The organism is Kocuria gwangalliensis (assembly GCF_039544365.1).
GTDB classification, from domain to species: Bacteria; Actinomycetota; Actinomycetes; order Actinomycetales; family Micrococcaceae; genus Kocuria; species Kocuria gwangalliensis.
On record NZ_BAABLN010000057.1, the window covers coordinates 1 to 1,332 of the forward strand.

The 1,332-nt window shown below is 67.8% G+C and carries 2 protein-coding genes and 1 pseudogene; all 3 read right to left on the bottom strand.

Annotated elements, in window-relative coordinates; all coding sequences use genetic code 11:
* On the bottom strand, positions 1-413 hold a 413-nt coding region (locus tag ABEA06_RS13560), incomplete at its 3' end, for a class I SAM-dependent methyltransferase (protein WP_345311833.1).
* A gap of 177 nt (positions 414-590) precedes the next feature.
* A pseudogene (locus ABEA06_RS13565) lies at positions 591-845 on the bottom strand (cadmium resistance transporter); the annotation flags it as partial.
* Positions 846-873: 28 nt separating this feature from the next.
* Positions 874-1,332: pyridoxal-phosphate dependent enzyme (locus ABEA06_RS13570; protein ID WP_345311834.1), on the bottom strand; the 459-nt coding region annotated here is incomplete at its 5' end.

Genomic DNA, 1,332 nt, shown 5'->3' on the forward strand with positions numbered 1-1,332 from the left:
CTCGTCGGGGTACTTCCGTGGTGCGACCATGCCGCCCATCCTTCCGGGTTAACGATGTCTCCATTAAACCCGGGGCGATTCAGGAGCATCAAAAAGCTCAGAACCGTGTCGAACGACTCGTCTTGAAAGGGCAGCCGCCTGGCATCGGCCTGACGCGCCTGGGCCAGGGCGAATCCGGCCAGACGATCCTGCCCCGCCTGCACCATCGCCGGGTCGGCGTCGGTCGTGGTGAGCCGCACCCGGGGATGGGCTCGGGCGACGGCTTCGGCCATCGCACCGCTGCCTCCACCGATCTCCAGCAGGTCCCCGGTGAGGGGGAACCCCTGGGTCGCCCAGGGAATCATCCGCCGGGCCACAAGACCCCATGGCGCGCTGCGACAGAAGGAGGCCTCCAGGGCGGACATCTTTGGCATGGTCTCCACCTCTTAGCGCACCTGCAGGGTTTCCGCCGAGCCTAGTTCCACGATCGACGGCAGTGAACCATCCCGGCAAACGGGGGGCAACCTGGCCGCCCACACCCCGTGCGGTGGGGGCGGAGGCGCGACGGATCAGGGATCTCATCCACCGTCTGAGCTCGGCCGGCGGATGGGTTAGAGGCCGAAGGCCCCGCCCTCGAGGAGGATGACCACGCCCAGGCCGATCAGCACGATCGGGAATAGGATGTGTTCCCAGCGTTCCAGGACCTCGGCGATGGGTTCGCGGGTGGCCACATACTTGGCGAGGGCCACCAGCACCGCGACCATGGTCAAAAAGGCGAGGCAGTAGGCCACCATCGCGGTCGGTCCCACGGTGGCGAACACGGGCACGTAGACCCCGATGTTGTCCCCTCCGTTGGCGAAGGTGATCAATCCGGCCGGGGCCAGACACGGGGCCTCAGACGCGGATGTCCTCGTAGAGCAGGGTCGAGATGTACCGCTCACCGAAGTCGCACACGACCGCCACAATCAGCTTGTCCCGGTTCTCCTCCTTGGCGGCCTCCTGCAGGGCGGCCCACACGATGGCGCCCGAGGAGATCCCGCCGAGGATGCCCTCCTGGGTGCCCAGCTCGCGCGCCACGCGCACGGAGTCCTCGACGGTCACGTCGTAGACGTCGTCGTAGATCTCCCGGTCGAGGTTGTCGGGGACGAAGTTCGCGCCGAGGCCCTGGATCTTGTGGGGCCCGGCCTTGCCCTCGGTCAGCAGCGGGGAGTCGGCCGGCTCGACGACGACGAGGCGGATGTCCTTCTTCTGCTCGCGCAGGTAGCGTCCGGCGCCGGTGATGGTGCCGCCGGTGCCCACGCCGGAGACGAAGACGTCGACCTGGCCGTCGGTGTCCTCCCAGATCTCGGGGCC